Source organism: Streptomyces kanasensis (genome assembly GCF_043077165.1).
Lineage (GTDB): Bacteria > Actinomycetota > Actinomycetes > Streptomycetales > Streptomycetaceae > Streptomyces > Streptomyces changanensis.
Genome location: NZ_JBIBSF010000009.1, coordinates 199,245 through 224,087, shown reverse-complemented (window position 1 = coordinate 224,087; position 24,843 = coordinate 199,245). Strand labels below are relative to the sequence as shown.

At 74.7% G+C, this 24,843-nt stretch carries 17 protein-coding genes, 1 pseudogene and 1 riboswitch; of the genes and pseudogenes, 13 read left to right on the top strand and 5 right to left on the bottom strand.

What is annotated here, in order from left to right; translation table 11 throughout:
• Window positions 1–635: 635 nt before the first annotated feature.
• The 5 genes from ACF053_RS22725 to ACF053_RS22705 all read left to right on the top strand — a co-directional run bounded on the left by ACF053_RS22725 (window position 636) and on the right by ACF053_RS22705 (window position 5,303).
• Complete coding sequence (locus tag ACF053_RS22725) at window positions 636–1,691, top strand: glycosyl hydrolase 53 family protein (protein ID WP_391955602.1); 1,056 nt, start codon at window positions 636–638, stop codon at window positions 1,689–1,691.
• 87 nt (window positions 1,692–1,778) lie between these two features.
• Window positions 1,779–2,855 (top strand): rhamnogalacturonan acetylesterase, encoded by a 1,077-nt coding sequence (locus ACF053_RS22720; protein WP_391955601.1) that lies wholly within the window; start codon window positions 1,779–1,781, stop codon window positions 2,853–2,855.
• 196 nt (window positions 2,856–3,051) lie between these two features.
• A complete protein-coding gene (locus ACF053_RS22715) occupies window positions 3,052–3,906 on the top strand; it encodes an SGNH/GDSL hydrolase family protein (protein WP_391955600.1) in 855 nt (284 codons plus the stop codon).
• A 233-nt stretch (window positions 3,907–4,139) separates the two neighbouring features.
• Entirely contained in the window at window positions 4,140–4,937 is a 798-nt protein-coding gene (locus tag ACF053_RS22710) for a DUF2382 domain-containing protein (protein ID WP_391955599.1), read from the top strand.
• Window positions 4,938–5,033: 96 nt separating this feature from the next.
• A complete protein-coding gene (locus ACF053_RS22705) occupies window positions 5,034–5,303 on the top strand; it encodes a hypothetical protein (RefSeq protein WP_391955598.1) in 270 nt (89 codons plus the stop codon).
• Between the two features lie 226 nt (window positions 5,304–5,529).
• Here ACF053_RS22705 and ACF053_RS22700 read toward each other — a convergent pair whose 3' ends face one another.
• Window positions 5,530–6,807: a vanadium-dependent haloperoxidase gene (locus ACF053_RS22700; RefSeq protein WP_391955597.1), complete on the bottom strand. Its 1,278-nt coding sequence runs from the start codon at window positions 6,805–6,807 to the stop codon at window positions 5,530–5,532.
• Window positions 6,808–7,247: 440 nt separating this feature from the next.
• Window positions 7,248–7,403, top strand: a riboswitch (cyclic di-AMP (ydaO/yuaA leader).
• A gap of 5 nt (window positions 7,404–7,408) precedes the next feature.
• Between ACF053_RS22700 and ACF053_RS22695 the strand changes: the two genes are divergently transcribed.
• Complete coding sequence (locus ACF053_RS22695) at window positions 7,409–8,170, top strand: transglycosylase SLT domain-containing protein (protein ID WP_391955596.1); 762 nt, start codon at window positions 7,409–7,411, stop codon at window positions 8,168–8,170.
• On the opposite strand, the gene ACF053_RS22690 is transcribed toward ACF053_RS22695, so the two are convergent.
• The 3 genes and pseudogenes from ACF053_RS22690 to ACF053_RS22680 all read right to left on the bottom strand — a co-directional run bounded on the left by ACF053_RS22690 (window position 8,154) and on the right by ACF053_RS22680 (window position 10,742).
• Window positions 8,154–8,612: a hypothetical protein gene (locus tag ACF053_RS22690; RefSeq protein ID WP_391955595.1), complete on the bottom strand. Its 459-nt coding sequence runs from the start codon at window positions 8,610–8,612 to the stop codon at window positions 8,154–8,156. The two genes, ACF053_RS22695 and ACF053_RS22690, sit on opposite strands and share 17 nt — an antisense overlap.
• Before the next feature lie 137 nt (window positions 8,613–8,749).
• Window positions 8,750–9,771, bottom strand: a pseudogene (locus tag ACF053_RS22685) (Gfo/Idh/MocA family protein).
• Window positions 9,772–9,806: 35 nt separating this feature from the next.
• A complete protein-coding gene (locus ACF053_RS22680) occupies window positions 9,807–10,742 on the bottom strand; it encodes a sugar phosphate isomerase/epimerase family protein (protein ID WP_391955594.1) in 936 nt (311 codons plus the stop codon).
• Between the two features lie 297 nt (window positions 10,743–11,039).
• Here ACF053_RS22680 and iolC point away from each other — a divergent pair, with 297 nt between their 5' ends.
• From iolC to iolD, 3 genes are all read left to right on the top strand, one after another.
• Window positions 11,040–12,026 carry a 5-dehydro-2-deoxygluconokinase gene (gene iolC, locus ACF053_RS22675; RefSeq protein ID WP_391955593.1) on the top strand — a complete coding sequence of 329 codons (987 nt, stop codon included), beginning with the start codon at window positions 11,040–11,042 and terminating at the stop codon, window positions 12,024–12,026.
• A gap of 250 nt (window positions 12,027–12,276) precedes the next feature.
• A complete protein-coding gene (gene iolB, locus ACF053_RS22670) occupies window positions 12,277–13,161 on the top strand; it encodes a 5-deoxy-glucuronate isomerase (protein WP_391955592.1) in 885 nt (294 codons plus the stop codon).
• A 7-nt stretch (window positions 13,162–13,168) separates the two neighbouring features.
• Window positions 13,169–15,046 (top strand): 3D-(3,5/4)-trihydroxycyclohexane-1,2-dione acylhydrolase (decyclizing), encoded by a 1,878-nt coding sequence (gene iolD / locus ACF053_RS22665; RefSeq protein WP_391955591.1) that lies wholly within the window; start codon window positions 13,169–13,171, stop codon window positions 15,044–15,046.
• A 115-nt stretch (window positions 15,047–15,161) separates the two neighbouring features.
• Here iolD and ACF053_RS22660 read toward each other — a convergent pair whose 3' ends face one another.
• Window positions 15,162–17,873: a SpoIIE family protein phosphatase gene (locus ACF053_RS22660; RefSeq protein WP_391955590.1), complete on the bottom strand. Its 2,712-nt coding sequence runs from the start codon at window positions 17,871–17,873 to the stop codon at window positions 15,162–15,164.
• A gap of 186 nt (window positions 17,874–18,059) precedes the next feature.
• On the opposite strand from ACF053_RS22660, the gene ACF053_RS22655 reads away from it, so the two are divergent.
• The 4 genes from ACF053_RS22655 (at window position 18,060) to ACF053_RS22640 (ending at window position 24,604) form a co-directional block, all read left to right on the top strand.
• Window positions 18,060–19,787, top strand: a complete 1,728-nt coding sequence (locus ACF053_RS22655) for a protein kinase domain-containing protein (RefSeq protein ID WP_391955589.1) — start codon at window positions 18,060–18,062, stop codon at window positions 19,785–19,787.
• Window positions 19,784–20,563 carry a hypothetical protein gene (locus tag ACF053_RS22650; RefSeq protein ID WP_391955588.1) on the top strand — a complete coding sequence of 260 codons (780 nt, stop codon included), beginning with the start codon at window positions 19,784–19,786 and terminating at the stop codon, window positions 20,561–20,563. The genes ACF053_RS22655 and ACF053_RS22650 overlap by 4 nt, the downstream gene beginning before the upstream one ends.
• Window positions 20,564–20,661: 98 nt before the next feature.
• Window positions 20,662–22,299, top strand: a complete 1,638-nt coding sequence (locus ACF053_RS22645; protein WP_391955587.1) for an MFS transporter — start codon at window positions 20,662–20,664, stop codon at window positions 22,297–22,299.
• An 85-nt stretch (window positions 22,300–22,384) separates the two neighbouring features.
• Entirely contained in the window at window positions 22,385–24,604 is a 2,220-nt protein-coding gene (locus tag ACF053_RS22640; protein ID WP_391955586.1) for a cellulase family glycosylhydrolase, read from the top strand.
• The last annotated feature ends 239 nt before the right edge of the window (window positions 24,605–24,843 follow it).

The following is a 24,843-nucleotide window of genomic DNA, read 5'->3' as shown; positions in this document are numbered from 1 at the left end:
GTGGGAACGCTCCCATGCGCCGGGAGCGTAGGAAGGCGCCGAGGGGGCGTCAAGCCTTCCGGCGTCCTTCGCTGTTCGAGCCTGTTCGTTCTCGCGGGAACTCCGGGGGTCGGCGGTCCGAGGGGTCCACCGGTCGAACTCCGCTCTCCGGTGCCCCTGACCAGGGTGGAGAATCGAATCCGCCGTGGGCGGCCGCCGACGGAGGTGTCCTCTCGTCGGTCGCACGAGCACTGCGGGCGCGTCGGCGGATGTTGACTACTGGTTGACAGTCGGGTGCCCGATCGGGAAGCTGCCTGAGGCACCTGAAGCTCATTCGTCCCTCCCGGTCCCTCACCTCTGTGCACGATCACAGCGGGGTGGCGCCCCCTGCGCACCACTGGTGCCGACCGGATGGGCGGAACACGGGCGGCACCGCGGGTCGACGGAGGGTCGTCCCGCCTCTCCCGCGCGCCGGGACCGCGCCGTGCCCATGCGTGGACCACCGACCATCGCCCGTCCTGACTCCTCCGCCGCCGGGCCCGTCACCGACCGCCTCGCTCACCCGCACCAGCCCCCGGCAGCGCTTCCCCTGCACGACGAACCGTGCCGCCCGCCGCGACGTCCCACGTGCGGCGGGCGGACGAGAAGGAGCGAGCATGTCCCCGACCCCCGCACCCGGACACGGGCGGATCAGCCGCCGCACGCTGCTCAAGGCCACCACCGCGACCGCCGGGGCCATCGCCACGGCGGCCGCGCTCGCCGAACTCGAAGCACCTGCCCACGCCGCCGCCGGCTTCGTCAAGGGCGTCGACATCAGCTGGGCGCCGCAGATGGAGGCGCACGGTCACTCCTGGCGCAACGCGAGCGGGCAGCAGCAGGACCTGCTGGCCATCCTCAAGGGGTACGGCATCACGGCGGTGCGGTTGCGCACGTTCGTGAACCCGTCGAGCGACCCGGCCAACGGGCACTGCGGCATCGACGAGGTCGCCGCCTTCGCCAAGCGGGTCAAGGCCGCCGGAATGGCGATCATGCTGGACTACATGTTCGGCGACACCTGGAACTCCGTCGGGGTGCAGAACCCGCCCGCCGCCTGGAAGGACATGACCTACCAGCAGATGGTCGCCGCGATGAGCGGCTACGTGCAGCGGACCATGGGCGTCATGAAGGCCGACGACGTCCTCCCGACCTGGGTGCAGATCGGCAACGAGATCAACAGCGGGATCTGCCGCCCCGTCGGCAGCGTCTCCCAGCCGGCGCAGATGACGGGCCTGCTCAATGCGGCGTACGCCCAGGTCAAGGCGGTCTCTCCGCATACGACCGTCTGCATCCACCTGGCCCAGCCGCAGAAGTACGACGTGATGACGACGTTCTTCAGCCGTTTCGCCGCCAACGGCGGGAAGTGGGACATGTCGGTGTTCTCCTCCTACGGCAGTGCCGAGTACGCCCCCGGCATCGTGGCGAACATGCGGAGGATCTCCGCGGCCTACGGCAAGCCTTTTCTGCAGAGCGAGTTCGGCGGGCGGGTGGACAGGGCCTCCTCCACGCAGGCGGCACTCGTCGCCTACATCAAGGAACTGAAGGCCAACGGGGGGCAGGGCATCTTCTACTGGGAGCCGGAGTGCATGTCCCCCTTCACCGGCTACGCCATGGGCGCCTGGGACTCCGCCACCAAGCGCCCCACCGTCATCATGAACGGCTTCACCCAGGCCTGAGCGCCGGATCGTCGGCCCCCCGCCCCGCCCTCGCACACCCCTCTGACATCCATCCGACCGAAAAGAGGATCCATGTTTGTCATAGCCATGACACCACGTCGCCGGGGCGGGAACCCGGCCCGGTCGGCGGCAGCCGGTCTCCTGACCCTCGCGACGCTCGCGGGGGCGGGAGCGGCGCACGCCGGTACCGCCGCGTCACGGGCCCTCCCGGCCGGCTGCTCCGGCACCGCCCCGATCACCTGCCACTACGCCGTCCCCCCGGGCAGTTACGACGTGACGGTCTCCCTCGGCGGCGTCACCGCCGGACGGACCGAGACGTGGGTGGAGGCGCGACGGCTGATGCTCCCGGCGACGGGAACGGCGGCCGGTGCCGTCGCCACGTACGCGTTCACGGTCGACGTGCGGCAGCCGGAGGGGCAGCCGACCGGTCAGGGCGGTACCGGGAACCCCGGTCTGGACATCCGCTTCACCGGGCCCGCCCCGCAGGTCTCGGCCGTCTCGGTGAAACCGGCGACCCGGCCGTTGGTCGCCCACCTGGCCGGCGACTCCACCGTGTGCGACCAGCCGACCGCTCCGTACACCGGTTGGGGCCAGATGGTCACGGCCGCGGTGCGCCCCGGCGCCGTCATCGCCAACCACGCGGATTCGGGCGAGAGTTCGGGCAGCCTCCTGGGTAACGCGGCGCTCTTCCCGGCGCTGCTGTCGAGGGTCAGGGCGAACGACCCGGTCCTCATCCAGTTCGGCCACAACGACAAGCAGACCGGCGCGTCCGCCTTCCGGAACAACCTCGCGACCATGATCACCCAGGTCCGGGCCAAGGGTGGCGTTCCGGTCCTGGTCACGCCACCGGTCCGGCGGCTGTTCGACGGCGACCGGCTCACCCCCACGGCGCTCCACGTCAACGGCGCCGGCGTGAACCTGCCCGGCGAGATGCGGGCGCTCGGCGCGGCGCGGAACGTGCCGGTGATCGATCTGACCGCCCGCAGCAAGGCGCTCGTCGAATCCCTGGGCCCGACCGCCTCCGCACAGCTCTACCTCCGCTCCTCCGCCGACGGCGTCACCGACAACACCCACTTCTCGCAGCACGGCGCGACCCGCATCGGAGAGCTGGTGCTCCAGGGCGTCCGGGAGCAGAACCTGCCCCTGGCCGCGTACCTGCGCTGACCGGCCGCCGAACACATCCCGACGACCCGGAAGGGAACCCCCGATGGAGAACAACCCGAGGGAAGGGAACGCGGTGGAGACCGCACCGAGCGCGACCGGCGAACGGAACCCACCGGACGCGCCGAGCGAACCGAACCCCCCGAGCCCGCCGGTCTCGTGGAGAACGCCGAAGCGGTGGACGCCGCGGAGGTCACCGGTGCGGACGCTCCTCACCGCCGTGCTGGTCATCGCCCTGTCCGGCCTCGGCGTCCGCGCCGCCTCGGCGGCCGACGGCACCGCGGCGAACTGCGCCGGCGCCTCCGGCGCGGCGGCCCCGGCCGCACGGGCCGCGGCGCAGCCGGTCACCGTCTGGTTGGCCGGTGACTCCACCATGGCCAACCCCAACGGCCGTTGCCCCGTCGGCTGGGGCAGCCAGTTCGGCGCCCTGTTCGACAGCGGCGTGACCGTCAGGAACCAGGCGGTGGGCGGCCGCAGCATCCAGACCTGGCTGTACGAGTCGAACGTGAGCGGCACGAAGGGCTCCGACGGCGAGTGCGTCATCACCTCCCCGACGTACTCCGCCCGATGGCAGGCGATGCTGAACGCGAGCACCGGGATGAAGGCCGGTGACTACCTGTTCATCCAGTTCGGCATCAACGACTCCTCCTCCGCCTGCCCGCGGCACGTCGGCCCGGTCCGCTACCAGCAGCTGATGACGATGATGGCGAAGGCCGCCCTCGCCCGGGGCGCTCACCCGGTGCTGCTCACCCCCGTCGCCGCCCTCACCTGCTCCGGCAGCACGGCGACCAGGAACCGCGGCTTCGTCGAGCAGACGTACGCCGCGGGGACCGCCGCCCGGGCGCCGGTCGTCGACCTGCAGACGCTGAGCGTCTCGCTCTACAACAGCCTGCGCTTCTGCCCCCACGACGGCGACTACGGATCGGGACCCGTAGGGGCCTTCTTCTGCGACGACCGCACCCACTTCGACACCCACGGCGCCCAGCGGGTGGCCAGGCTCGTCGCCGGTGACGTGCGCCGGCAGAACCTCCCGCTCGCCGCGCACCTCAGGTAGCGGGATACGGCCCGGTGGGACCAGGGGCCGGCCCCCGGCCCCACCGGCACCGGCCCCCTGCCTGCCTCGCCGGCACCGACCCCCCTGCCCGTCGCCGTCCAGCGGGGCCGCGACGAGCAGGGAGGCCGGTGCCGACGGCGGTAATGCCGTTTTTGTGCGCTAGGGGATGTTTCGTCCCGTCGAGATCGGTGAGCCGGACGGGGAAGCCCCGATGAGGAAGCAGGAGGGTTCACATGATCACCCGAGAGCAGATCCCGAGCGTGCTCGACCATCCCGTCTACGACCCCGACGGGAGCAAGATCGGCGAAGCCAGGCACGTCTTCCTCGACGACGCCACCGGCCGCCCGGAGTGGGTCAGCGTCAAGACCGGAATGTTCGGCACCAGTGAGTCCTTCGTGCCGGTCAAGGACGCCACGGTGGTCGGTGACCACCTGGAGGTGCCCTACGACAAGAGCAAGGTCAAGAACGCGCCCAACGTGGACGTCGACGCGGGCGGGCACCTGTCCGAGGACGAGGAGCACCGGCTGTACGAGCACTACGGCATCGCGTGGGACGAGTCGTGGGAGCAGGCCAACCGGTCCGGTGAGGGAGGCTGGGCCCGCTCCGACACCGAAGGCCGGACCAGGCCGGCCGCGACGGACCGCGGCGCTGACGACGCGATGACCCGCTCCGAGGAGCGGCTGCACGTCGGCACCGAGAGGCAGGAAGTGGGCCGTGCCCGCCTGCGCAAGTACGTGGTCACGGAGGAGGTCCAGAAGACCGTCCCCGTGCGGCACGAGGAGGTCCGCGTCGAACGCGAGCCGATCACCGACGCCAACCGCGACGCCGCACTGTCCGGCCCGGAGATCACCGAGGCCGAGCACGAGGTCACGCTGCACGCCGAGCGCCCCGTCGTCGAGACCGAGGCCGTCCCGGTGGAGCGGGTGCGCCTGGAGACCGAAGAGCACGTCGAGGAAGAGGAAGTCCGCGGCCAGGTCCGCAAGGAGCACATCGAGACCGATGGGCCCGACCGGCGGCGCGACGACCGTTGACCACGAGCGTCCCGTAGGCAGAGGACGAGACCGGCCGCCCCGGCGCCCATCGAACCCTCCCGCGGGGAGCACCGCCCGTCGCACGAGGAGAAGCACATGCCCAAGGTCGAGCAACCGCTCACCGACGACAGCATCAAGGTCCGCCAGCTCAGCCACTACCAGTTCAGCTGGGTCGCCGGCGACCCCGCCGGCCCCGGTACCTTCACCCTCCAGCTCGTCCTGGACGAGGGTGCCTGGGAAGAGGTGCTGACCGTGGACGCCGCTGACGCCGACGTCCTGCAGGACCTGCTGTCGAACACCGGAACCGTCCACTACGACGTCGCCCGTCGCACCCTGATGTTCGGCGTCACCCCCACCGGCAGCTGAACGAGGGCCGGCGGCCGCGTCATCGCGGGCGCCAGGAGCGGGGCGGCCACGTGCCACGACCGGAGCGAGGCCGCCCCGCTCCGCCCGCCTCGGGCCACGGATCGCCCGTGGGACGCGTTCGACGTGCCGGCGTACCGGTCGGTCCCCGGTGCGACTGTGCGCGCGGGCACGCCGGCGGACGGGAGGACCCCGTTCCGCCGGCGTACCCGCGCGTCGGCGTGCCGCGTCAGCCGCGCACCGGCCGGAAGTACCGGCCCAGCGCCCAGGCCGCCACCTGCCGGCCCGTGGCGTTGGCGACCACGTCGGCCGTGCGGGTGTGGATGCCCGCCCACACCCGGGCGTCGATGGCGTCCCGGTCGTAGTCGCGGGCGTGGGTGTAGGTGCGGGTGGCCTTCGCGACGATCGACGTGATGCGCAGGTCCAGCCGCGGGCTGCCGGACAGCAGGGTCAACGTCCGCGTCAGAGCGCCGGCCGTGGCGGCGTGGCCGCTGAGGTAGTCGGGGTGCGCGGGGGTTTCGAGGAGCGGCTGCCAGCCGGGGGCGGGCTCGGTGCGCGGGTTGCCGTCGTTCGCCGCCTCGTGGAGGGCGGTGACGGGTCGCCAGGAGCCGTAGCGGAGCTTCGCGTCCCAGGCGGCGATGACGGTGTCGGCCTGCACGGTGTTGACCGCGGCGTACAGGCGGGCGGTGTCCACCAGGTCGAGGCGCCGGCGGGCGGCCCGGTCGGCCAGGGCCCCCTGGAGGTCGAGCTTGGTGAAGAACAGCGCGGTGGAGGTCTGCGCCGGGGTGCGCCGTGAACCGGTCTTGGAGCCGAAGGTCTTCACCTCCTCGAGCTCGGCGGCGTAGCGGGCGGAGGTCAGCGCGGGAGGCGGTCCCGGGCGGAACTGCTCGGGCCGGTCCATGAGCAGCGGGCGGAGCCGGCCCAGCCACGCGCTGGCGAAGGGCTCGTGCGCGGGCGGGGTGGGGCGCCAGACGCCGGTGCCGGGCGCGTGCGGGAAGTCGACCTTGGTGCCGAAGCCGTCACCGGCGCGAAGGTCGATGACGTGCCGGGCGGCCCGGTGGCCGAAGGCCACCCCCGCGTCCTCCGCGGGCCCGTCGGGCACCTTCGCCAGGGAGGCGGTGTGGGCCTTCGCCAGCTTGCCCGCCGCCTGGGGGAAGGCGTGACGCAGGATGTCGTGGGCGGCGGTCGCCGCCGCGGCGACGGCCGAAGCGGGGCGGGGTGCCCGCTCCCGCCACCGGTAGGGCTCGTAGCGCCCCTCGACGCCGACGACCGCGTTGTAGACGGCGACCGAGACGAGGGCGTGCCAGAGCACCTCCTCGGACGCGCTCCCCTTCTGGTCGACGGTCTCCGCGGTGGTGCGCGCCCAGTCGACGACGACGGAGCGGGCCGATCCGGGCGCGGCGGCGCGGGTGGATTCCGGCACCGCCGCGGAGGGAGTGGTCGTGGCCGCCAGCGTGGTGAGGCCCAGAAGCACCGCCGAGGTCGCCCACACCCGACGGTGAGCCATGAGAAATGCCGTCTTTTGCACTATCCATCCCTTTGTTGGCCGTTTCCGATCGATTTAACCCTGAATGCTCGTCGAGGTGACGCAACCGCTCGGCGCGTCCCCGGACCCGTCCGGGCGGCGCGCTCACCCGAACGGCTCCGACGCGCGGTCATGTCCGGTTCGTCGCCGTCAGTGGCCCTTGGGGTGTTTTGGGGTTGTGAGTGGTAATTGGCCACCGTAGAGGGCGCATTGCGTCGCCCGGTCGCGGCCGGCGCGTCCCGTGACGTCGGTCACGCGGGGAACCGCCCGTCATTCCCGGACGGCCTGTGGTGTCAAGGAATTCACGCGGAATGGTCTTGGGAATTGATCACCTGTGGGAATTCCGGGCCTTGTTCCCGTCGACCGCCGTCGTCTACGGTCACCGCATTCCGGAGGGAACGCCGAATCCTGCCGCCTTCCGGACTCCGCACCCACTCACGCACGGCAGGAGCGGGGGAACCAGGTAAGTCGCCGGTCCGGTTCCCGGAGCGGCTCGGGGTGGAGTGGTGGCCGCGGCCACCGCCGGACATCTCCCGTCCGAACCCGACAGCTCACCTCGCAGGCGCCGGAGAGGAACGCCCCCATGCCCGCACAGGGTAAGCACCGCCGTCCCAGGAACAACCGCCTCGCCCGTACCCTCGCCGTCGCGAGCACCGGTGGAGCCGCTCTCGCCCTGCCCCTGGTCGGCGCCACGACCGCTTCGGCGGCGCCCGCCACGACGCAGCTGGCCGCCCCGGCGCAGGTCACGGCCGCGCCGACCGCCGCCGTGACCGCCGCCAAGCCCACGACGTACTCCGTGGCCGCGGGCGACACCCTCTTCCGCATCGCCGCCGACCACGCGGTCACCGGCGGGTGGAAGAAGCTGTTCCAGGACAACCGTCCGGTCATCGGTGACGACCCGTCACACATCCGGCCCGGCATGAAGCTCACGCTCGGCGCGAAGGCCGCCGAGCGCCCCGCGCCGGCCCGCGCCGACCGCTCCCAGGCCCGCCCGGCCGTGGCCCCCGTGCAGGCGAAGACGTACACCGACGACCTCGACGGCTGGATCAGGGAATCCCTGGACGTCCTGGCGCGGCACGGAATTCCCGGCACTTACGAGGGAATTCACCGGAACATCATGCGTGAATCCTCGGGAAATCCGCTCGCGATCAACAACTGGGACTCCAACGCGGCCGCCGGAACGCCTTCCAAGGGCCTCCTCCAGGTCATCGACCCGACCTTCACCGCGTACCACGTGCCCGGCACGCCGCTGGACCCGTACCACCCGGTCGCCAACATCACCGCCGCGTGCAACTACGCGGCCGACCGGTACGGCTCCATCGACAACGTCAACGGGCCGTACTGACCGTCCCTCCGGGGCAGGTCCCCGAGCCCTGCCCCGGATCCGGCGGCGCGGTGAGGCCGGAAGCGTCCGCGGACCAGCCCCCGCCGTCCTGGTTGCCGCAGTCGTTCACCGGCCGGTGCTCCGGCCGCTGCACGACGTTGCCCACGCCGAACAGGAGACCGCCCGCGCCCGGGGCGTCCGCACCCGTGCCGTCCGGGCCGGGGAGACCCGTACCCGGGAGGTCCGTACCGGGGACGTCCGTACCGGGGAGGTTCGTACCGGGGAGGTTCGTACCGAGAACCTCCGTACCGCGGGGGCCCGGGTGGGCGCTGATCGTGCCGCGCCCGCCCGTGCCGCGGCCGTCCGCGTCGGTGACGGCCGCGACGGCGGCCGTGGCGGCACCCGCGGTCACCGCGAGCGCGCACGCCAGGGCCGGCGCGGCGAGCAGGATGCGTCCAGGCATGGGGACCCCCTTCGAGGAGACGGTGTCCCGGCCACTGTGCGCGCCACCGCCCCGGCCGCACGCCCATTGCTCCGTCCGGCGGCGCGGTGCCCGCCCCGGCAGCCGCGCCGGCGGGAGCGCACCGGCGCCGCTGCCCGTCAGGCGTAGAGGGCCGGGCGTTCGGCGAGCGCCACCTCCACGCGTCCCCCGCCGGCCTGCGCGCGCACCCCCGCCTCGCACACGGCCGCCGCCGCGTACCCCCGTCCCAGCAGCTCGGCCCGGTGACCTCACCGCGCCGCGTGGCGTCCACCCAGGCCCGCACCTGGCGGTCGTACGCGTCCTCGAACCGCTCCTCGAACCCCGCCGCGACCCGGCCGCCCCAGCGGCCCGCCGTGGTGAGGAGCATGCCGTGCGCGTCGCCGATCCGCGCCGTGCCGCTCTCGCACACCGCCTCGGCCTGCACCTGGTAGCCGAAGCGGCAGTTGAGGTAGACCTCCACGTCGGCCAGGGCGCCGCCGTCCGTCTCGAGCACCACGAACTGCGGGTCGGCGAGCCCCTCCGGGGCGTTGCCCGACGCCCTCGGGCGCAGCACCGTGACCGCCGCGACCTCCTGACCCAGCAGCCAGCGGGTCACGTCCACCTCGTGCACCACCGAGTCCTCGACGAGCATCGCGTCGGTGAACCCGGGCGGCGAGGCGGCGTTGCGGTGCCGGTGGTGCAACATCAGCGGACGTCCCAGCCCGCCCTCGTCCAGCAGGGCCTTCAGCCCGAGGTACTCCGCGTCGTACCGCCGCATGAAGCCCACCTGGACCAGCCGCCGCCCGAGCCGCTCCTCGGCGCGCACCACCCGCAGTGCCGCCGCCGCGTCCGGGGTGAGGGGCTTCTCGCAGAGCACGGGAAGTCCGTACTCGAGCGCCGTGAGCAGCGCCGCCTCGTGCGCCGGGCCGGGGGAGGCGACGACGACGGCGTCGACGCCCGGCGCCGCCATCGCGGCGGCCGGGTCGGTGTGCACCGTGCAGCCGTCCACGGCCGCGGTGACCGCCGCGGCCCGCCCGGCGTCCACGTCCGCGACGGCGACCACCCGCGCCCCGGCGATCACCCGGTCGATGCGGCGGACGTGGTCGGCGCCCATCCGGCCGGTGCCGACGACGGCGACGCCGAGCGTCCCGTGCTGGGTCATGGTCCAGGGTCCCTTCCGGGTGAGCGGGGACGCCGTCAGGCGCCGCAGGAGCGCAGGAACCGCCGTGTCCGCACGGCGACGGGCAGCGGCTTTTCCGGCGGGCACGGGTACATGTCCTGCTCCACGATGGCGAACAGGTCCACGCCCAGGCGCTGCGCCGCCGCCAGGACCGGGGGGAGGGCGGGCACCCCGGACGGCGGTTCGCACATCACGCCGCGCCGCACGGCAGGCCCGAAGGCGACGCCGTTCGCCACGACGTCGGCGAGGACGGCCGGATCGACCTGCTTGAGGTGCAGGTAGCCGATGCGCTCGCCGTACGTCTCGATCAGCTTGACGCTGTCACCGCCGCAGTAGGCGTAGTGCCCGGTGTCCAGGCACAGGTCCACGAGCCCCGGGTCCGTGGCGTCGAGGAACCGCTCGACGTGCTCCTCGGTGTCGAGGTGCGTGTCGGCGTGCGGGTGGACGACGATCCGCAGGCCGTACCGGTCCCGCACCTCGCGGGCGAGCCGCTCGGTGCCGCGCGCGAGGTGCGTCCACTGCTCGGCGGTCAGCTCCGGCGGCTCGACGAGCGCCGCCGTGCGGTCGTCCCGCCAGAACGACGGGATGACCACCAGGTGCCCGGCCCCCACCTCTCGCGCGAGCGCCGCCACCTGACGGACGTGCGCCCAGGTGGCGTCCCAGACGGCCGGCCCGTGGTGCAGCGAGGTGAAGACCGTGCCGGCCGAGACCCGCAGGCCGCGCCGGGCCGTCTCGTCGGCGAGCCGGGCCGGGTCGGTGGGCAGATAGCCGTACGGGCCCAGCTCGATCCACTCGTACCCCGCCCCGGCGACCTCGTCGAGGAACCGCTCCCAGGGCACCTGCCGCGGGTCGTCCGCGAACCACACCCCCCACGAGTCGGGGGCGGAGCCCACCCTGATGCGGTCCAGGAGCGGGGGACCGGCGGGGCCCGACACGGGGCCGGCGGCGTCCATACGGCGGTCCTTTCACCCGGCGGGCGGTCGGCGGGGCGGGCGAGGGACGACGACGGGGCCACGGGGGTGAGGGGAGCCGCCCGCGGGCGCGCCCCGGTCCCGGGCCGGCCGCCCCGGTCGCACGGTTCGGATACAAGTGGGTGGGCGGCGCCCTGTCAACACCTTGTCAGGACATCCTCTCAGGACGAGGTCAGGATGTCCGTACACGGCGTTGACACCGCCCCGGGCACCCCGTAGACCTGGGGACAGCGGTCACCGCCCCCTGCCCACCGCCCGCCGGCACCAGGAGCGACGCGCATGCCCCACTCCGCCGAGACCTTCGACCTGATCACCATGGGCCGCATCGGCGTCGACCTCTATCCGCTCCGGACCGGCGTGCCGCTGTCCGAGGTCGAGACGTTCGGGAAGTTCCTCGGCGGTTCGCCCACCAACGTCGCCGTCGCCGCCGCCCGACTGGGGCGCTCCGCCGCCGTCGTCACCCGCACCGGGGACGACCCCTTCGGCACCTACGCGCACCGGGCGCTGCGGGACTTCGGCGTCGACGACCGCTGGGTCGCCCCGGTCGCCGGACTCCCCACCCCGATCACCTTCTGCGAGCTCTTCCCGCCCGACGACTTCCCGCTCTACTTCTACCGCCGACCCAAGGCCCCCGACCTGGAGATCCGCCCCGACGAGCTCGACCTCGACGCGCTCCGCGCCGCCCGGGTCCTGTGGACGACCGGCACGGGACTGAGCGCCGAACCGAGCCGCACCGCGACGTTCACGGCGCTGGAGGCCCGCGACCGGGCCGGCACCACCGTCTTCGACCTCGACTGGCGCCCGGTGTTGTGGGACGACGCGACCGAGGCCCGCCGCCACTACGCCCGCGCCCTGCGCCACGCGACCGTCGCCGTCGGGAACGTCGACGAGTGCGAGCTCGCCACGGGTCTGCGCGACCCCCTCGCGTGCGCCCGCGCCCTGCTGGACGCGGGGGTCGACCTCGCCGTCGTCAAACGGGGCCCCGGGGGCGTCCTCGCCCTGCACCGCGACGGCACGGCCGCCGAGGTCCCGCCCGTACCGGTCGACGTGGTCAACGGCCTCGGCGCGGGCGACGCGTTCGGCGGCGCCCTGTGCCACGGACTGCTGGCCGGCTGGGGGCTGGAGCGCACGCTGCGGTACGCCAACGCCGCCGGCGCCCTCGTCGCCTCCCGGCTCGCCTGCTCCGACGCGATGCCCACGGCGGCCGAACTGGACGACCTCCTCGCCGGCGGACCGGCGCACACCGCGCGTACCGCCCACGGCTGACCGCACCGCCGTGTTGACCGACCGGCCCCCCGGCCCCGCCACCGGACGGTACGACCGCGCCCGCCCCGGGCCCGTACGCCGAACCCCCGCCCGAGCGGCCCGCACCCGCGAAGGGCCCCTCCCGCGCCCCCCGGCACCCCGTGCGCCCGGCCGCACTCGTGCCCGGCGCGTGCCGACACCCCCGGCACGCCGGCACCCCGGCGGCGCCGCCATCGACACCGCCACCGACACCGGCTCCCAGGGAGCAGTCATGACCGCATCCGACCACCTGCCCGCCGGGGCGACGGCGCACGGCCCGTACGCCGTCGACGTCACCCCCGAGTCCGCCGGGTGGGGCCACTGCTCCCTGCGCGTCCTCGCCCTGCCCCCCGGCGGGCGGCACGCCTTCGACACCGGCGGCAGCGAGTGGATCGTGCTCCCGCTCGCCGGCGCCTGCACCGTCGAGGTCGACGGGCTCACCCTCCCGCTCGCCGGCCGGGCCGACGTCTTCACCGCCGTCACCGACTTCGCCTACGCCCCCCGGGACGCGCGGGTGGAGCTGACCTCGCGCGGCGGCGGCCGGTTCGCCCTCGCCGGCGCCCGGTGCGAGCGGCGCCTGCCCGCCCGTCACGGCCCCGCGTCCGGCGTCCCCGTCGAACTGCGCGGCACCGGCACGTGCAGCCGCCAGGTCAACAACTTCGCCGCGGCCGACGTGTTCGACTGCGACCGGCTGATCGCCGTCGAGGTGCTCACCCCCGGCGGCAACTGGTCCTCGCACCCGCCGCACAAGCACGACGAGCACCGCCCCGGCGAGGAGTCCGTCCTGGAGGAGATCTACTACTTCGAGGTCGCCCCGGGCCGGCACGGCGCCCCCGGCCTCGGCTACCACCGCGTCTCCCCGTCGGGGCACGGGCGCGGCACCGACCTCCTCGTGGAGGTCCGCGACGGCGACACCGTCCTCGTCCCCGACGGCTGGCACGGCCCGTCCGTCGCCGCCCCCGGGCACGACATGTACTACCTCAACGTCATGGCCGGGCCGGGCGCCGAACGGGCCTGGCTGATCAGCGACCACCCCGACCACGCCTGGGTCCGCGCCACCTGGCGGGACCAGCCGGTCGACCCCCGCCTGCCCCTGTACGCCCCGCCGAGCCCGTGAGGTGCCGATGAGCCGTCCGACCCGCCGCCTGACCGTCGCCCAGGCGCTGGTGCGCTTCCTGACGGTCCAGTACACCGAACGCGACGGGGTGCGGCGCCGGTTGGTCGCCGGCACCTGGGGCATCCTCGGCCACGGCAACGTCGCCGGGATCGGCCAGGCGCTGCTGGAGGCGGGCGGGCAGGCCATGCCGTTCCACCAGGGCCGCAACGAGCAGGCCATGGTGCACGCGGCGGTCGGCTACGCCCGGCAGTGCAACCGGCTCTCCGCCCAGGCGGTCACCACGTCCATCGGCCCCGGCGCCACCAACCTCGTCACCGGCGCCGCCCTCGCCACGATCAACCGGCTCCCCGTCCTGCTGCTGCCCGGCGACGCCTTCGCCACCCGCACCGCCGAGCCGCTGCTCCAGCAGCTGGAGCACCCGGTGCACGCCGACGTCTCCGTCAACGACACCCTCCGCCCCGTCTCCCGCTCCTTCGACCGCGTCACCCGGCCCGAGGCGCTGGTGCCGTCGGCGCTGCGCGCCATGCGCGTCCTCGCCGACCCCGCCGCGACCGGCGCGGTGACGCTCGCCCTGCCGCAGGACGTGCAGGCCGAGGCGTACGACTGGCCGGAGGAGTTCTTCGCCGAACGCGTCTGGCCCGTGCGCCGCCCCGCCCCCGACCCGGCCGAGCTCGACGCCGCGGTCCGCGCGGTGCGGGCCGCCCGGCGCCCGCTCGTCGTCGCGGGCGGCGGCGTCCACCACAGCGAGGCGGAGGACGCCCTCCGGGCGCTCGTCGACGCGACCGGCATCCCCGTCGCCTCCACCCAGGCCGGCAAGGGGTCCCTCCGCCACGACCACCCCGCCGACCTCGGCGGCGTCGGCCACACCGGCACGGCCGCGGCCGACGACATCGCCCGCACCGCCGACCTCGTCCTCGGCGTCGGCACCCGCCACACCGACTTCACCACCGCCTCCGGCACCCTCTTCGCCCACCCGGACGTCCGGTTCGTCAACCTCGACGTCAACCCCGCCGACGCGCACAAGATGGCGGCCCGCACCCTCGTCGCCGACGCCCGCTCCGGGCTGGAGGCGCTCACCGCGGCCCTGGCCGGGTACCGCGTCGACGCGGCGTACGAGGCCGAGTACCGCGCGGGCCGCGAGCGCTGGGAGGGCGCCGTGACCGCCGCGTTCCGCGCGGACGACGACGGGGCCGTCCCGACGCAGAGCCAGGTGCTCGGCGTCCTCGACTCGGTCGTCGGCGACGAGGACGTCGTCGTCAACGCCGCCGGCTCCCTCCCCGGCGACCTGCACAAGCTGTGGCGCGCCCGCTCCCCGCGCCAGTACCACCTGGAGTACGGCTACTCCTGCATGGGCTACGAGATCCCGGGCGCCATCGGGGTGCAGCTCGCCGCGCCCGGCACGCCGGTGTGGGCGCTCGTCGGCGACGGCACGTACCTGATGATGCCCACCGAGCTGGTGACCGCCGTGCAGGAGGGCCTGCCGATCAACGTCGTCCTCGTCCAGAACCACGGCTACGCCTCCATCGGCGGCCTCTCCGAGCGGACCGGCGGCGAGCGCTTCGCCACCGCCTACCGCTACCGGACCGCCGACGGCTCGTACACGGGCGACCCGCTCCCCGTCGACCTCGCCGCCAACGCCGCGAGCCTCGGCATGGACGTCCTTCGGGCGGCCACCGTCGGCGAGCTGAGGGCCGCGCTGACCGCGGCCCGGGCCTCCGACCGGCCCACGTGCGTGTACGTCGAGACGGGTGAGACGGGGCCGGCCGCCCCGGGCGCGGCCGCCTGGTGGGACGTGCCGGTCGCCGAGGTGGCCACGCGGGAGGCGGCCGTCACGGCCCGCGCGGCGTACGAGCGGCAGGCGTCCCGCGTCCGCCGACACCTGTGACCGGAAGGGACGCCCCGCCCGGGCGGGGCCCGGTCCGGTGACCGCGCCGCCGCGCCCCGCGCGGCCCGAGGCGGCTGGATCCCGACCCCGGGACCCAGCCGGCCTCGGGCCGCCCTCACCACGCGGCGTCGTCGAAGAGGGCGGACGCGTCCGCCGGCGGCGCGCCGCCCGTCAGGGACTGCTCGGTCCACATGACCTTGCCGTTCGGCGTGTACCGCGTCCCCCACCGGCCGGCGAACCGCGAGACCAGGTACAGGCCCCGCCCGCCCTCGTCCGTGGTGGCGGCCCTCCGCAGGTGCGGCGAGGTGCTGCTGCCGTCCGACACCTCGCAGATCAGGCTCCGGTCGCGCAGCATGCGCACGTGGATCGGATCGGAGCCGTACCGGATGGCGTTGGTGATCAGCTCGCTCAGCATCAGCTCGGTGCTGAAGCCGATCTCCTCCAGCCCCCAGCGCTCCAACTGCCGTACGCACGCGGCCCGCACGGGCGCCACGGCCGACGGGTCCCTCGGCACGTCCCAGTCGGCCACACGGTCCTCGGGCAGCAGCCGGGTGCGGGCGACCAGCAGGGCCACGTCGTCGTCGCGGCTGGGCGGCAGCAGCGCCCCGAACACCGCCCGGCACGTCTCCTCCGGCGTCCGCCCCGGGCCGTCGGCCAGCGTCTCGCGCAGCAGCCGCAGCCCCGTGTCGAGGTCCCGTTCGCGGTGCTCGATCAGCCCGTCCGTGTACAGCACCAGACTGCTCGCCTCCGGAAGCCGCACCTCGTACGTCTCGAACGGCCCGCCCCCGAGCCCCAGCGGCGGGAACACCGGCACGTCGGGCAGCGCCACCGACCCGTCGGGCAGCGCCACCGCCGGCGCGAAGTGCCCCGCGGACGCCATCGAGCAGCGCCCCGCCACCGGGTCGTAGATGGCGTACAGACAGGTCGCGCCGGAGATCCCGGCCGCGCCGTCGCCCGTCTCCTCCTCGTCGATCCGCGACACCAGTTCGTCGAGGTGGCCCAGCAGCTCGTCCGGCGGCAGGTCGAGCGTGGAGAAGTTGTGCACCGCCGTGCGCAGCCGGCCCATCGTCGCTGCGGCGTGCAGCCCGTGCCCGACCACGTCGCCGACGACCAGCGCCACCCGCGCGCCGGGCAGCGGGATCACGTCGAACCAGTCGCCGCCCACCCCCGCCTGCGCCGGCAGGTACCGGTAGGCGATCTCCAGCGCGTCCTGTTCCGGCAGCACCCGCGGCAGCAGGCTGCGCTGGAGCGTCACCGCCATGGCGTGCTCCCGGGTGAACCGGCGGGCGTTGTCGATCGCCACCGCCGCCCGCGCCGCCAGCTCCTCCGCGAAGGCGAGGTCCTCCTCCTCGAACCGCCCCGAGTGCGTCACGCGCCAGAAGTTGGCCATGCCCACGACGACGCCCCGGGCCTGGAGCGGCACGGTCACCAGCGAGCGGATCCCGTACGCCACCGCCACGTCGGCCCCGGCGGGGTCCTGCGCGCGCCAGCCGTGCGCCACCGTCAGATCCGCCTCCAGCACGGCCCGGCCGCTGTCCAGGGCCGCCGCCATCGGGGTCGTCGGCACGTCGAAGCGGATCAGGTCACCGGCCGGCTGGAGCGGGTGGTCCGTCCGCACGCCGCTGACCGCGGCCCGGCGCATCACCGAGTGTGCCCCGGTCGGCTCCTCGCCGCGCAGCACCGGGTCCAGCAGTTCCACCGTCACGAAGTCCGCGAACCGCGGGACCGCCACCTCCGTCAGCTCCTCGGCCGTGCGGACGACGTCCAGGGTCGTGCCGATCCGCACACCCGCCTCGTACAGCAGCGTCAGCCGCTCCCGCGCGACCTCCGCCACGCCGGTCACGGCACGCAGCTCCGTCGTGTCCCGCAGCGTCACGACGGTGCCGGACGGTCCGCCGTGCGGACGGGTGCGGCGGGTGTTGACCGCGAGCAGCCGGTCGCCGGTCAGATGGACCTCGTCGGTCACCGTCCGCCCGGAGGCGAGCAGCCCCGCGGTGTCGCCGGTCAGGCCCAGGTCGGTGACGCGGCGGCCCTCGGCGTCCGGCGGCAGGGCGAGCAGCCGGCGCGCCTCGTCGTTGGCGAGGGTCAGCCGCCCGTCATCCCCGACGATGAGCACTCCCTCGCGGACGGCGTGGAGCACGGCGTCGTGGTGCTCGTACATCCGCGTCATCTCCGCGGGGCCCAGGCCGTGCGTCTGCCGCCGCAACCGCCTGCTGACCAGCGCCGAGCTGACCGTCGCGAGCGCGAGGGCGGCCCCGCCCGCACCCAGGAACACCGGCAGCTGCCGGTCCACGGCGTCGCCCACGCTGTCGATGCTGACGCCGGCGGAGACCAGGCCCACCACCGTCCCGTCGGCGTCCGCGACGGGGACGACGGCCCGCGCCGCTTCGTCGGGGTCGCCCTGGAAGATCTCGGTGAACGGGGTGCCGGACGCCGCCCGTTCCACGTCCTCGGCGCGGGTCCCCACGAGTGAGGGGTCGCTGTCGGCCAGGCGGGTGCCGTCCGGCGCCATCACCGCCACGAAGTCCACGCCCGACCCCTCCCGCGCGGCCTCGGCGTGGCGCTGGAGGGTGGCCGGATCGGGGGCGCGCAGCGCCGTGAGGGTCCCGGGGGCGTCCGCGAAGGACTCGGCGGAGGCGAGGGAGCGGTGGCGCGCGTCGCGCTCGCCGTCGTGGCGCGCCTGGAAGGCGAGCGCGAGGACGGCGGCGGCGATGAGCACCACGGCCACCACGATCTGGAGGAAGAGCACCTGTCCGGCGGCGCTGCGCACCCCGAGGAACCTCTCCCGGCGCGCGGGCCGTCCGAGACGTCCACTCTTGCCCCTCATGCCCTATTTCTAGCACCGCGCGTATCGCCGTCGCGACCGCGCGCACACCGCCCCGGAGGCCGTCGGCCAGGGGAGAGCGCGCGTCCGGGAAGGTCGGGAACCAGCCGTAGCCGAAAGGTGTCCCTGTGGGGGAGCGGTCGTGAAGACCGCGTGAGGACCACCGCGCGAGGACCTGGGGGAGGCCGCATGGACGGCTGGTCGGTACCCGGCTACACCGACGTCCGCGAGCTCGGATCGGGGGCCGGCGGGCGCGTCGTGCTCGCCGTCCACGACGCCACCGGGCTGCCGGTGGCCGTGAAGTACCTCGGCGAAGCCCTGCGCGGCGATCCGGCGTTCGTCCTCGGCTTCCGCGACGAGGCCCGGCTGCTCGGCACCCTCGCGTCACCGCACGTGGTCGGCCTGTACGAGTACGTGGAGGCCCCGGAGGGCGCCGCCATCGTCATGGAGCTGGTCGACGGCCTCGCCCTGCGCGCCCTGCTGCGCGAGTACGGCGCGGTCGGTCCCGAGGCCGCGCTCACCGTCCTGAAGGGCTCGCTGCTCGGACTCGCCGCCGCCCACGCGCGCGGTGTCGTCCACCGCGACTACAAGCCGGAGAACGTCCTGGTCACCGCCGACGGCGCCTCCCGGCTCGTCGACTTCGGCATCGCCACGGGCGACGGCGCCGTCGTCGCCGTCGCCGGCACACCCGCCTACATGGCGCCCGAACAGTGGACCGGCGCGCCCGCCTCGCCCGCCTCCGACGTGTACGCCGCCACGGCGGTATTCCACGAGTGCCTCACCGGCCGCAAGCCCTTCACCGGCGAGAACATCGCCGAACTCGCCCTGATGCACGTCGAGGCACCCGTACCCGTCGAGGGCGTGCCCGAGCCGCTGCGGGCGCTGCTGCGGCGCGGTCTGGCGAAGACGCCGCAGGAGCGGCCCGGCGAGGCCGCCGCCTTCGTCGCGGAGCTGGAGGCGGCCGCCGCCGCGGCCTGCGGACCGGGCTGGGAGGAACGCGGCCGGGGCCGCCTTGCCTCCCTCGCGGCGCTGCTGCCGTTGCTGTTCCCCTCCGCCGGGGACCGGACGGGCAGCGCGACCGACCTCGCGACCACCTCCCTCGGCGACGGTGCCGGCGGTGGTGACGGCGGCGGCTGGTGGCGCGCGTGGCTGCCCGGACCGCTCGGCTGGGCCGCGGTCGCGGGCGCGCTGCTCCTCGGTCTCGTCCCCCTCCTCGCCGGCGCGTCGCAGGCCACTTCCGGCCCCGGAGGTCCGGGCGTCGAGGCCGTGGCCACCACCGGGGTGCGGGGTGGCACGCCGGACCCGTCACCCACCGGTGGCGCGTCCCCCGCCCCGACGCCTTCCGTCCCGGCGTCGACCGGACCGGCGCCCTCGCCGACCCCGACCGGGACGGCGACCGGAGCCACGGACACCCCGTCCGGCACACCGGACGCACCGGCGACCCCCGCCCCGTCCACGACGCCACCGCCCGCCACCGCGCCCACGCCGTCCAAGGAGGCGTCCGCCACCGCCGCCCCCGCCACGCCGACCGCCCCGGCCGGACCGCGACCGGGCACGTCCGCGCCACCGCCGAGCACGGCACCACCGGCCACCGGCGTCCGGTCGGTCACGGTCCGGGACTTCCGGCAGACCGGCCCCACCACCGCGACCGCCGCCTTCGACGTCACCGCCGACGGCCCCGGGCCCGTCACGCTCCACGTCACCTGGTACGCCGGGGACTCCTGGGGCAGCCCCGGGGCGCAGGACGGGCCGACGGAGACGTACCGCCGCGCCGGCGCCGACACCCACACCCTCACGCTCACCCACACCTTCCGGACCGCCGGCTGCCACTGGACCGCCGCGGTCACCACCGACCCGGCGCCCGCCGGCGGCGCCTCGTCCCGGCAGCTGCAGACCCGGAGGTGCGAGATCCGATGACCGCTCCCCGCGTCCCCGACCCGGCGCGTCCCGCGGACGACCCCGCGTACAGCGCCACCGCCCTCGCCGCCCACTGGGTCGACGACCCCGACCGCCCCGACGGGCCCGCCGTCCACCCCGATGGGCCCGCCGTCCACCCCGCCGGACCCGCCGGCGACGCCGAGGAGCGCCCAGGGTGGCCCGCCGGCGACGCCGCGGGGGTCGCCGCGTCCCGCCCGCCGGCCCCGGCACGGCCGGACCGCGTCGAGGGGACCGTGCTCCGCTTCGGACCCGGCGTCACCGCGGCGGCGCGGTCGGCGGGCTCCGCGCCGACGGCGGTGCTCCCGCACGTACCGCCCGCGCCCGGCCGCGCGCCCGGTCGCCGGGTGCGCGGTCGCCGGTACGCCCTGCCCGCGCTGGTGTTCCTGGGCGTCCTCGCCCTGCTCGCCTGGCAGCGGTACGGGCCCACCGTCGCCGTCCGCGGCGTGGCCGTCCGCACCGAGGGGGTCGTCCCGGCGGGCGGCGCGGCGTGCGGCGGCACCGCCGACGTCGTCGGTGTCGTCCGCACCGACGGCCGCCCCGGCACGCTCACGTACCGCTGGCTGCGCGGCGACGGCACCACGTCCGGCGTGCTCACCGAGCACGTCCCCGACGGCCGGCACGAGGTCCGGCTCCACCTGCTGTGGACGTTCGACGGTGAGGGCGCCTACCCGGCCCGCGCCGACCTGGAGGTCCTCTCCCCGGGCAGGCACATCGCCGGCACGGCCTTCACCTACGCGTGCGGCGCCGCCCGCTGACCCTGACGTCACCCGAGTGGTGGACCCCCGGACCCGGGCTTAGCGTTGAACGGTGGACGGCTCTCGTCCACGGCCCCTCAGCGAGGGCGATGAACGCCATGACGACTCCCCAATCCGCCCCGACCCCGCGGGCCGCCGCCCCGGAACGGGGCCGCGGCAACGGGATCGCCCTGCTGGTCATCGCCAGTTGCCAGCTCATGGTGGTGCTCGACATCACCATCGTGAACATCGCCCTGCCGCAGATACAGCGGTCCCTCGACTTCTCCACCACGGGGCTGTCCTGGGTCGTCAACGCCTACACGCTCGCCTTCGGCGGCCTGCTGCTGCTCGGCGGGCGCGCGGGCGACATCCTGGGACGGCGACGCGTGTTCATGGTGGGCGTCGCCCTGTTCGTCCTGGCGTCCCTGCTCGGTGGACTCGCCCAGGAGTCCTGGCAGTTGCTGGCGGCGCGCGCCCTGCAGGGCGTCGGCGGCGCCATCGCCTCACCGACCGCGCTCGCCCTCATCAGCACGACGTTCCCGGAGGGGCCCGAGCGCAACCGCGCCTTCGGCGTCTTCGCCGCCGTCTCGGCGGGGGGCGGCGCGATCGGCCTCCTCGCGGGCGGCATGCTCGTCGAGTGGCTCGACTGGCGCTGGGTGCTGTTCGTCAACGTGCCGATCGGCCTGCTCATCCTGCTGGCCGCGCCCCGCTGGATCAGGGAGTCGGACAAGCTCCCCGGCCACTTCGACGTCGCCGGTGCCCTCACGTCCACGTTCGGCATGGTCGTGCTGGTCTACGGATTCATCCGCGCCGCGCAGGAGGGCTGGAGCGACGCGCTCACCCTGGCGTCGTTCGGGGTGGCCGTGGTGGTCCTCACCGTCTTCGTGCTGCTGGAGCGCCGGTCCCGGCAGCCCATCACCCCGCTGCACATGTTCACGGACCGCAACCGGGCCGGGACGTACGGGATGATGCTCAGTCTGGCGGCGGCCATCTTCGGCATGTTCTTCTTCCTGACGCTCTTCGTGCAGAACGTGCTGGGCTTCGGGCCGCTCAAGGCGGGCCTCGCGTTCCTGCCGGTCAGCGCGGTCATCGCGGTCGGCGCCGGCATCGCCTCGCAGCTGCTGCCGCGGTACGGGCCCAAGCCGTTCATGGTGACCGGCGCGCTGCTGGCCGCGATCGGCCTGGGCTGGCTCACGCTCACCGACGTCGAATCGACGTACGCGGGCAGCATCCTCGGACCCATGCTGGTCCTCAGCCTCGGCATGGGCATGCAGTTCGTGTCACTGACGCTGATGGCGCTCTCCAACGTGGCGCAGGACGAGACGGGGGCGGCGTCCGGGCTCCTCAACGCCACGCAGCAGGTGGGCGGTTCGCTGGGCCTGTCCATCCTGGTCACGGTCTTCGGCACGGCGAGCGCCGGCGAGGGGGAGCGGCAGGTCGCCGACTTCCTCGCCCGGGCGAGCGCGCCGGAGCGGCTGCGGTTCCAGCGCACCGGTGAACTGCCGCCGCCGTGGGCGCAGGAGGTGCTGGCGGCGGGCGTGTCGGCGGCGTTCGTCCTGGCCGCGGTCTTCGCCGTGGTCGGCGCCCTGATCGCGCTGTTCGTCGTCCAGGTGCGCCCCGGCGACCTGGAACGCCTCCAGGGCGGACCGGGCCGGGCGGCCCCGGCCGCCGCCGACGCCCCCGCCCGTACCCGCCGGCCCGCCCGTACCCGCCGGGGCCGGCGGTCCCGGGGAAACGGTTCGCGCGAGGACGGTTGACAGTCCCCGGACGGGCTGGCTTGATGGCGCAATGGGAGCGCTCCCATGTGTGCTGTTGACATGTACTCGACATATGGAGGACGCAGTGGGACAGTCACCCACGATCCGCCCGCCCCATGACCGGCGCGTGCGGGTGCGCGCGGCGCTCGCGGCGGTCCTCGCCGGCGCGCTGCTCTGGGCCGCCGGACCGGCCGCCGACGCCACCGCCCGCCCCCCGGTCGCCCGGAGCTCGCCGGCCCGGACCCTGACCGCCGACGGCCCGAACACGCTCGCCCCGCCGACCGCGGCCGCCGCACGGTCCGGCACGGAAGCGGCGGCGCCCGCCCCCGGCGACGACTGGTTGCGCACCCGCGGCAACCGCATCGTCGACGCCCGGGGCCACGAGGTCTGGCTCACCGGCACGAACTGGTTCGGCTTCAACACCACCGAGCGCGTCTTCCACGGCCTGTGGTCCGCCAACATCACGGACACCACCCGCTCCATGGCGCAACGCGGCATCAACATCGTCCGCGTCCCGGTATCGACTCAGCTGCTCCTGGAGTGGAAGGCGGGCCGGGCCGCCGTGTCCAGCGCCGTCAACGCGCACGCCAACCCCGAGCTCGCCGGGATGACCACCCTGGAGGTCTTCGACCACTGGCTCTCCCTGTGCAAGCGGTTCGGCATCAAGGTCATGCTCGACGTGCACAGCGCGGAGGCCGACAACGCCGGCCACGTGCACCCGGTGTGGTGGAAGGGCGCCATCACGGTCGAGGACTTCCACACGGCCTGGGAGTGGGTGACGGCCCGCTACCGGGGCGACGACACCGTCGTCGCGATGGACATCAAGAACGAGCCCCACGGCGGCGCCGGCGAGAACCCGCGCGCCAAGTGGGACGGCAGCGCCGACCAGGACGACTTCAAGCACGCCTGCCAGACGGCCGGACGGCGCGTCCTCGCCGTCAACCCCCAGCTGCTCATCCTCTGCGAAGGCGTCCAGATCCACCCGAGGAACGGCTCCGACTGGTCCTCCACGAACGCCGCCGACTACCACTCCACCTGGTGGGGCGGCAACCTCCGCGGCGCCCGTACCCACCCCGTGGACCTCGGCGCGGGCAACGACCGGCTCGTCTACTCACCCCACGACTACGGGCCGCTCGTCGCCCCCCAGCCGTGGTTCACCGGGGACTGGAACCGCACCACCCTCGAACGGGACGTCTGGGACCCCAACTGGCTCTACCTCCACAAGGAGAACACCGCGCCCCTCCTCATCGGGGAGTGGGGCGGCCTCCTGGACGGCGGCCCCAACGAGAAGTGGATGAAGGCCCTGCGCGACCTCATCGTCGAGCACCGCATCCACCAGACCTTCTGGTGCCTCAACCCCAACTCCGGCGACACCGGCGGGCTCCTGCTGGGAGACTGGAAGACCTGGGACGAGGAGAAGTACGCCCTGCTCAAGCCCGCCCTGTGGCAGCACCGCGGCAAGTTCGTCAGCCTGGACCACCAGGTCCCCCTCGGCGGTGCCGGCAGCGCCACCGGCCTCAGCCTGACCGACGTGTACGGCGGCGGGGGCGAGCCCGCCGACACCGTGCCGCCCACCGCTCCCTCCCGGCTCACCGCTACGGCGACCGGCCCCACCTCCGTCACCCTCGGCTGGGCCCCGGCGGACGACGACACGGGCGTCACCGGCTACGACGTCCACCGCGACGGGGTGAAGGTCAACGCCGCCCCCGTGACCGGGACGACGTACACGGACACCGGACTCGCCCCCTCCACCCGGTACGGCTACACGGTCCGCGCCCGGGACGCCGCGGGCAACGTCTCCGCGCCGTCGCCCGGCGCCACCGCCGCCACCCCGCCCGCCGACGGCCCGTCCGGCGCGGTCAAGGTCCTGCACCGCACCACCGACCAGGCCCCCACCGACAACGCCGTCCGGCCGGAGCTGCGCGTCACCAACACCGGTACGGCGCCGCTCGACCTGTCCGCCCTGACCCTCCGCCACTACTTCACCCGCGACGGGGGAGCGCCCGGGGTGAACGCCTGGTGCGACCACGCCGCCGTGGGCTGCGAACGGATCCGGCTCAGGGTGGTACCGCTGTCCGCGCCGGTCGCCGGCGCCGACGCCTACCTGGAGGTCGGCTTCACGGGCGGCACCCTGGCGGCCGGCCGGGACACCGGCGACATCCAGCTGCGGATGAGCAAGACCGACTGGTCCCCCTTCGACGAGCGCGACGACCACAGCCGCGCACCCTCGGCCACCCACACCGACGCCCGCACCGTCCCCGCGTACACCGGCACCACCCTGGTCTGGGGCACGCCCCCCACCTGACCGCCCCACCGGCGCCCGCCACCCGCGCTCCCCACGCCCGACCGTCCCACCGACCCACGGGCCCTCGCGCTCCCCGCCCCACGCCCACCGTCCCGTCCGACCGCTCCGGCACGAGCTGCGGGCGGGCGGTGCGTGACCTCCCACCCGCTCCACCGTTGTGACCGGCGGACACCACGGACATGACGGACACCACGGACGCGCGGACGTACGGCCGGCGGACCGGGCGCCGGACACCAGGG

Coding starts and splice junctions, on each gene's coding strand:
- iolC (WP_391955593.1), top strand. CDS start 11,040: ATGCCCCACTCCGCCGAGACCTTCGACCTGATCACCATGGGCCGCATC.
- ACF053_RS22690 (WP_391955595.1), bottom strand. CDS start 8,612: ATGCCTGGACGCATCCTGCTCGCCGCGCCGGCCCTGGCGTGCGCGCTC.
- ACF053_RS22655 (WP_391955589.1), top strand. CDS start 18,060: ATGGACGGCTGGTCGGTACCCGGCTACACCGACGTCCGCGAGCTCGGA.
- ACF053_RS22700 (WP_391955597.1), bottom strand. CDS start 6,807: ATGGCTCACCGTCGGGTGTGGGCGACCTCGGCGGTGCTTCTGGGCCTC.
- ACF053_RS22710 (WP_391955599.1), top strand. CDS start 4,140: ATGATCACCCGAGAGCAGATCCCGAGCGTGCTCGACCATCCCGTCTAC.
- ACF053_RS22705 (WP_391955598.1), top strand. CDS start 5,034: ATGCCCAAGGTCGAGCAACCGCTCACCGACGACAGCATCAAGGTCCGC.
- ACF053_RS22725 (WP_391955602.1), top strand. CDS start 636: ATGTCCCCGACCCCCGCACCCGGACACGGGCGGATCAGCCGCCGCACG.
- iolB (WP_391955592.1), top strand. CDS start 12,277: ATGACCGCATCCGACCACCTGCCCGCCGGGGCGACGGCGCACGGCCCG.
- ACF053_RS22660 (WP_391955590.1), bottom strand. CDS start 17,873: ATGAGGGGCAAGAGTGGACGTCTCGGACGGCCCGCGCGCCGGGAGAGG.
- ACF053_RS22645 (WP_391955587.1), top strand. CDS start 20,662: ATGACGACTCCCCAATCCGCCCCGACCCCGCGGGCCGCCGCCCCGGAA.
- ACF053_RS22650 (WP_391955588.1), top strand. CDS start 19,784: ATGACCGCTCCCCGCGTCCCCGACCCGGCGCGTCCCGCGGACGACCCC.
- ACF053_RS22720 (WP_391955601.1), top strand. CDS start 1,779: ATGACACCACGTCGCCGGGGCGGGAACCCGGCCCGGTCGGCGGCAGCC.
- ACF053_RS22680 (WP_391955594.1), bottom strand. CDS start 10,742: ATGGACGCCGCCGGCCCCGTGTCGGGCCCCGCCGGTCCCCCGCTCCTG.
- iolD (WP_391955591.1), top strand. CDS start 13,169: ATGAGCCGTCCGACCCGCCGCCTGACCGTCGCCCAGGCGCTGGTGCGC.
- ACF053_RS22695 (WP_391955596.1), top strand. CDS start 7,409: ATGCCCGCACAGGGTAAGCACCGCCGTCCCAGGAACAACCGCCTCGCC.